Origin of the sequence: uncultured Bacteroides sp. (assembly GCF_902491285.1) — a bacterium.
In the GTDB taxonomy this organism is placed as follows: Bacteria; Bacteroidota; Bacteroidia; order Bacteroidales; family Bacteroidaceae; genus Bacteroides.
The window spans coordinates 1-6,836 of record NZ_CABUHK010000140.1 but is presented as its reverse complement, the minus strand read 5'-3'; the positions used below and the strand labels follow the sequence as shown (position 1 = coordinate 6,836).

General features: G+C 46.5%; 4 protein-coding genes. 2 read left to right on the top strand and 2 right to left on the bottom strand.

Translation table 11 applies throughout. The features are described 5' to 3' along the window. Positions 1-361: 361 nt before the first annotated feature. Complete coding sequence (locus RDN93_RS21215) at positions 362-1,996, bottom strand: rhamnogalacturonan acetylesterase (protein WP_308747317.1); 1,635 nt, start codon at positions 1,994-1,996, stop codon at positions 362-364. A 123-nt stretch (positions 1,997-2,119) separates the two neighbouring features. Continuing rightward, the gene (locus RDN93_RS21210) at positions 2,120-3,262 is read right to left on the bottom strand and encodes a glycoside hydrolase family 88 protein (protein ID WP_308747316.1); all 1,143 of its coding nucleotides are present in this window, start codon (positions 3,260-3,262) and stop codon (positions 2,120-2,122) included. Between the two features lie 244 nt (positions 3,263-3,506). Here RDN93_RS21210 and RDN93_RS21205 point away from each other — a divergent pair, with 244 nt between their 5' ends. Together RDN93_RS21205 and RDN93_RS21200 are read left to right on the top strand one after the other, a co-directional pair. Beyond that, complete coding sequence (locus RDN93_RS21205; RefSeq protein ID WP_308747315.1) at positions 3,507-5,348, top strand: rhamnogalacturonan lyase; 1,842 nt, start codon at positions 3,507-3,509, stop codon at positions 5,346-5,348. Positions 5,349-5,351: 3 nt separating this feature from the next. Next, positions 5,352-6,758, top strand: coding sequence for a glycoside hydrolase family 88 protein (locus RDN93_RS21200; protein ID WP_308747314.1), 1,407 nt, complete (start codon positions 5,352-5,354; stop codon positions 6,756-6,758). Positions 6,759-6,836: the final 78 nt, after the last annotated feature.

Here is a 6,836-nt window from a genome sequence, read left to right as displayed (position 1 = left end):
TAATCTATTCCGTGGAATAAATCAATGATTTGCGACTGTATTATGTTGGATACGACCATTCATTTCCCTTGAATAGAGATGAATGTATTCTGTCTCGATGTTCTGTTTTTAAGATTATCAGCTTGCAACTATTATGAAATGAAAGAAGTGTAAAATGTCGGATAAACTATGTAAGTAATGAAAATATGTATTTATGTAGTGGCAAATGCCGGAGCTTTTTAATTTTTCTTTATCTGCGATGTTGTTTTCTTCATTCAGCACTGTTTAAATATTCCTTTTTTAATATAGACTATCCGAAGCAGTCCGGATAGTCTATATTTCTCCTTTGTCCTTTGCTGTCTTTATTGGATTCTCTTTAGTATTATTTTAAATAGCTCTTTAGTGGACAATCGGTCTTTTTCACCCCTTCCGCAATACTTTTGGCATTCATGTGCGCTCCTTTCAAAGAAGTGTGCGTGTGGTCGTGATTGTAGTAAGCTGCTGCCTTCTTTACACCTTTCTTTTCAAGTTTATCGGCACTAATTTTATTCAGGTCGATAAAGTAAGCTCCGGTAGCTTCCGCAGACTCTCGTGTCCATTTGCCGAAAGATTCTGTGTTGCGTTCTATCTTTCCGTCTTTCCATTTGTTGCGTGGAGTATGGCTGAGTACGATAGGGGTTGCCCCTTTTTCTTGAACGTCCCTGATAAACTTACGAAGATACCAGCCGAAAGTATAAACAACTTGGTATTTGCCTGTCTTTTCCATAAGAAAGACCTTACTTTCATCTCCCGATCCGGGTAATTCGGCACGGGCTTTTCCCGTATTTATAGCTCCAGCGTCGTTGTGACCGAACTGAATAAGTACGAAATCTCCCGGTTGCAGGGCATTATATACTTTATCCCAACGACCTTCATCCAGATAAGTACGTGCACTACGTCCTGCCATCGCACGATTTTCTACGGAAATCTTATCCAAGTTGAACTCGTCAGCTATTACACTTCCCCAGCCCCACATACCGTTCTTGTCTTTATCTTCATTTCTGACCGTGCTGTCGCCGATAGTGAACAATACCGGACGTCCTTCCTTGCGGCTGGAACCTGTCACGGTATCCTGTTCGACAGGTTTCAGATAATTGGCTAATTCCAGTCCTTTATACGCACGTATTCCTTCTGCAGCAGACTTGGCGTTTACTTTGGCGCCGAAAGCGCTGGTGTGAATTCGGTCGATATAGAACATATATTTCACCTTATCCTTGCCGAACTTCTCGAACTTGCGGGCAGTGATATCATTCAAATCAATGAAAGGGACATTCTGTTGTTCCGCCACCTGCTTCGCCCATAATCCGAAAGTCTTGTTGACACGTTTGACAATGGTGCTGTCCTTATCTTCCCAGGCATTGCGGGGAGTGAGAGAGAACAGGATAGGATGTGCGCCTTTCTCCTTTACGTCACGGATGAAGCGGCGCATATATTCACCGTAAGTATATACGGTTTCTTTTACTCCGGTTTCTTTGATTGTCACGTTCAGTGTATCGTTGCCGATTCCCGGAATAGAGGCGCGGGCACGTCCGCTATCATAAGGACCATTGTCGTTGTGTCCCAATTCGATGATTACCCAGTCTCCCGGGCGCACACCCTTGATTACATCCGGCCAGAGACGGTTGTAGAAAGTGCGGCTGCTGGTTCCGCCCAACGCGTGATTCTCTACTGTAATCCGGTCGGAATCGAAAGATTCGCCTGCATAGTATCCCCAGCCCCATTGACCGTTGTTGCCGTTTCCCAAAGTTCCGGTGCGCATGGTGGAGTTTCCCACCAAGAACAATACAGGGTTATTGCCCTTACGGCTCGAACCCGCTTCCGGTCTTGACGTACGTGCTTTGTTCAGGCTATCCAGCGTATTGTCAATCACTTGGTTGACATCTTTCATAGGAGCAGCTACCTTATTCTGTGCCTGCATTTGCAGACTGCATGCGGTGATTATCAGTCCGCATACATACTGAAACAACTTGTTTTTCATTTTCTGTTTTCTTTGAAATCCCTCACTGACCTGTCCGAAACCTGTCAGTGAGGGAGCTAACTACAAACTAACCTCTACTTAAACCTAATGGGTGATTATTCTTAACCTTATTGAAAACTATCTTTATTTTAATTTATAAATCTCAGTTCCGGCAAGCAGGAAGCAACCTACTCCGTAATCTTCAAAGTCGGGAACACTCTTATAAGTAACCGGTTGGCCGTCTTTGGGCTCCTTACCTGTACCTTGTACATATCCTAGGAAACCGTTCGGATGAACAGCATCTTTCACCATTGCATTCCATGCCTTTAAAGCAATCGGGAGATATTCCTTGCGGTCGAGCAGTCCGTTGCGAACTCCCCAAACCATTCCGTACACAAACAGTGCCGTGCCGGAAGTCTCTTTCCCGCCAAAGTTCGTAGGGTCATGAAGGCTGACATTCCAGAAGCCGTCTTCGCGCTGGCACTTTTTCAATGCCTTGCTCATGGCTAGGAAGTCGTTGATATAGTCCTGACGGTGTTTCTCGTCAGCAGGAATTTCATCCAATACACGTACTAAAGCGGCATATACCCAGCCGTTTCCACGGCTCCAGTAGCAATCTTCACCGTTCGGTTCCTTATACGGCGGATTAAAATCCTGGTCGCGCCACCACAGACCGTCTTTCTGGTTGAACATACCCGTCTCGTCATGCTGGCTGCGTGTATAATAGTACATATCCCACATCTTGTCGTAGTACTTCTGCTCTCCGGTCATTTTGCCGAACTTGGCGAAGATAGGCATTGCCATTTGTACGGCGTCAATCCACCACCAGTCGTTTACTTGCGGAGTGTTCACCACCATGTCGATGCTCGCCTTGATATTCCGAATCATGTTCGGGTCGGACGGACATATATTATATAGGTCGATATAAGTTTGTCCGCAACAGTGGTCGTCGGCGTTGCGGGTGGTGTTTCCGTTGCGCATTCCCCATTTGTGGAAGTCCGCCCAGTCGTAGGCGTAGCGATAATAATCTTCGCGCGGGTAAATGCTATATAAAGACATCAGTCCTTCGTAATATACGCCGCGAGTCCATATGTTGCTGGGACGCACACGACCGTAAAAACTGGGAATGGTATAATCGGCGTACTTTTTCATAAAGTAGTCGTTTACCTTTATAATAGTCTCTAAAGTCTCCTTTTGTGCAGGCAGCTCTTGTGCAGCGGCTGGATTTACGGTCGTCAGGCAAAAAAGAAGTGTTACTGTAAAGAATGAGAATAGTGATTTCTTCATGGTGCAATAGTTCTGTTTTATTAGTTCACTGTTTATAATAATTTCTAATTGCAAAGGTAAGGGACGTGCTTCTTTTTTTCAATGGATTTTCGTGCATATGTCTTTAATTTTGTTCACAAGATAGGTAGAAATAGCCTCGAAAGTATACTTTATGATGATTTCTACATATTTCTGTACGATATTCTATTTTATCAATAGCCCGCTTCCCTTACATTTGTGGGGTAATTTGATAATCGATAAAACTATGAGGTACATAACCTGCTTTTTTTGCCTGTGTCTGACGGTTGCTTTTCTGGCAGCCCAGCCGGCCTACGACTTGACGAAGTTGAAACGTGAACATTTGGGACGTGGCGTCATTGCTATTCGTGAGAATCCTTCTACCGTAGCCGTTTCCTGGCGTTATCTCTCTTCCGACCCGATGAATGAATCATTTAATATATATAGAAATGGTGAAAAGATAAATAAACATCCGGTGAAGGAGGCTACTTTCTTCCAAGATACATATACAGGAACAGCCCCCGCCCTTTATACCGTCAAAGCTGTCAAAGGGAAGACTGAAAGTAGTTATCAACTGCCGGCGAATGCTCCGGCAGGTTATCTGAATATCCCGTTGAATCGCCCGGAAGGTGGGACAACCCCGTCGGGACAAAGTTTCTTCTATGCCCCGAATGATGCAAGTATCGGTGATGTGGACGGTGACGGTGAATACGAGATTATTCTGAAATGGGATCCGAGCAATGCCCACGATAATTCGCATGACGGCTATACGGGAGCTGTGATTTTTGATTGTTATAAACTAAACGGGCAGCACTTGTGGCGTATCGACCTGGGAAAGAATGTACGTGCCGGAGCGCATTACACTCAATTTATGGTTTATGACTTGGATGGTGACGGTCGTGCGGAAGTCGTGATGAAAACCGCAGACGGAACTGTGGATGGAACAGGTAAAATAATTGGAGACGCCAGTGCAGACTATCGGAACCCGCAGGGCCGTATCCTGACAGGACCTGAATATCTTACCGTCTTTAACGGACTGACTGGAGCAGCCATGAAAACGATTGATTATATTCCCGAACGCGGCAATTTAATGGACTGGGGGGATAACCGTGCAAACCGCAGTGACCGTTTTCTGGCTTGTGTGGCTTATCTTGACGGAGTTCATCCGAGTGTCGTGATGTGTCGCGGCTATTATACCCGTACTGTTCTGGCTGCTTTTGACTGGGACGGGAAAGAACTGAAACAGCGTTGGGTATTCGACAGCAATACCCCTGGATGCGAAGACTATGCCGGACAAGGAAACCATAACTTGCGGGTAGGCGACGTGGACGGTGACGGATGCGATGAGATAATTTATGGCTCATGTGCTATCGACCATGACGGCAAAGGGCTTTATTCTACCAAAATGGGACATGGAGACGCCATTCATCTGACTCATTTCGACCCTTCACGCAAAGGTCTGCAAGTATGGGATTGCCACGAGAACAAACGCGACGGAAGTACATACAGGGATGCGGCAACCGGAGAAGTCTTGTTTCAGATAAAGAGCAATACCGATGTCGGACGCTGCATGGCGGCTGATATCGACCCGACCTATCCGGGAGTTGAAATGTGGTCTTTAGCTTCCGGTGGAATCAGAAGCGTGAAAGGCGAAGTAGTGCAAGAACGGGTGAAAGGACTATCTTGCAATATGGCTGTCTGGTGGGACGGTGATTTGCTGCGTGAACTGCTGGACAAGAATATCGTGAGCAAATACAACTGGGAAAAAGGCATCTGCGAACGCATCGCCATTTTCGAGGGTACCCTCTCCAATAACGGTACGAAAGCGACTCCTTGCCTGCAAGGCGACATCATCGGCGACTGGCGCGAAGAAGTGTTGATGCGCACAGCCGATAATACAGCTTTACGGCTTTACGTTTCTACCATTCCCACAGACTACCGCTTTCATACTTTCCTGGAAGATCCGGTGTACCGTATCAGCATTGTAACCCAAAATGTCGCTTATAACCAGCCTACGCAACCCGGATTCTACTTCGGTCCCGAATTAAAAGGTACCGTATTCAGAGGATGTAAAATACCTAAAAAATAAAAGATGAATATTCGTATCATAGCCATTGCTTCATTACTGATAGCCTTGCCTGTCAGTGCACAGAAAAAGAAAACAGTAGTAAATGATTCCAATACACCTTTACATTTGCTGCAGCCTGCTTATCAGGGTACTTACGGTGATTTGACTCCTGAACAAGTGAAGAAAGACGTAGACCGTGTGTTTGCCTATATAGATAAGGAAACTCCCGCCCGTGTAGTAGACAAGAACACAGGCAAACAGATTACCGATTACACCGCAATGGGAGAGGAAGCGCAACTGGAACGAGGTGCCTTCCGTTTGGCAAGCTACGAATGGGGAGTGACCTATTCCGCCTTGATAGCAGCAACCGAAACTACCGGTGACCAGCGTTATATGAACTATGTACAGAACCGTTTCCGGTTTCTGGCGGAAGTAGCTCCGCATTTCAAACGAGTGTACCGGGAGAAAGGGACAACTGACCCTCAACTGCTGCAAATCCTGACTCCCCATGCACTGGATGATGCGGGAGCGGTATGCGCCGCCATGATAAAAGTCCGCCTGAAAGACAGTTCACTTCCTGTGGACGGCTTGATTGACAACTATTTCGACTTTATCATAAATAAAGAATACCGCCTGGCAGACGGAACCTTTGCCCGCAATCGCCCACAGCATAATACGCTCTGGCTGGATGATATGTTTATGGGAATCCCCGCAGTAGCGCAGATGAGTTGCTATGCTAAGGCTCAGAAGGAGAGATACCTTGCAGAAGCGGTAAGACAATTCCTGCAATTTGCCGACCGTATGTTTATTCCTGAAAAAGGACTGTATCGCCACGGTTGGGTGGAAAGCAGCACCGACCATCCTGCTTTTTGCTGGGCACGTGCCAATGGATGGGCGATGCTGACGGCCTGCGAACTGCTTGACGTATTGCCGGAAGATTATCCCCAACGTGCGAAAGTAATGGACTACTTCCGGGCTCACGTGCGTGGCGTGACAGCTTTGCAGAGCGGGGAAGGGCTTTGGCATCAACTGCTCGACCGTAACGACTCTTATCTTGAGACTTCCGCTACCGCGATTTATGTCTACTGCCTGGCGCACGCCATAAATAAAGGCTGGATTGATGCAATCGCTTATGGCCCTGTCGCTCATCTGGGCTGGCATGCCGTAGCCGGGAAAATCAATGCGGAAGGTCAGGTGGAAGGCACTTGTGTAGGTACGGGAATGGCTTTTGACCCTGCTTTTTATTATTACCGTCCGGTCAATGTATATGCAGCGCACGGATACGGACTGGTGCTTTGGGCAGGTGCGGAAATGATTCGCTTGCTGAAGAACCAGTATCCGCAGATGAACGACAGTGCCGTTCAGTATTATCAAGTAAAACAAAAGACGACGGCTCCTATCTTCGCAGTCGATACGGAAGACACTAAGTAATTAACTTTAAATATAGATTAAAGCCATGAAACGAGAAGCATTTAAAATGTATTTGAAACCCGGCTGTGAAGCCGAATA

Bases quoted from the DNA above. Each gene is read 5' to 3' on its own strand.
- RDN93_RS21210 (WP_308747316.1), bottom strand. From the start codon at position 3,262: ATGAAGAAATCACTATTCTCATTCTTTACAGTAACACTTCTTTTTTGC.
- RDN93_RS21205 (WP_308747315.1), top strand. From the start codon at position 3,507: ATGAGGTACATAACCTGCTTTTTTTGCCTGTGTCTGACGGTTGCTTTT.
- RDN93_RS21200 (WP_308747314.1), top strand. From the start codon at position 5,352: ATGAATATTCGTATCATAGCCATTGCTTCATTACTGATAGCCTTGCCT.
- RDN93_RS21215 (WP_308747317.1), bottom strand. From the start codon at position 1,996: ATGAAAAACAAGTTGTTTCAGTATGTATGCGGACTGATAATCACCGCA.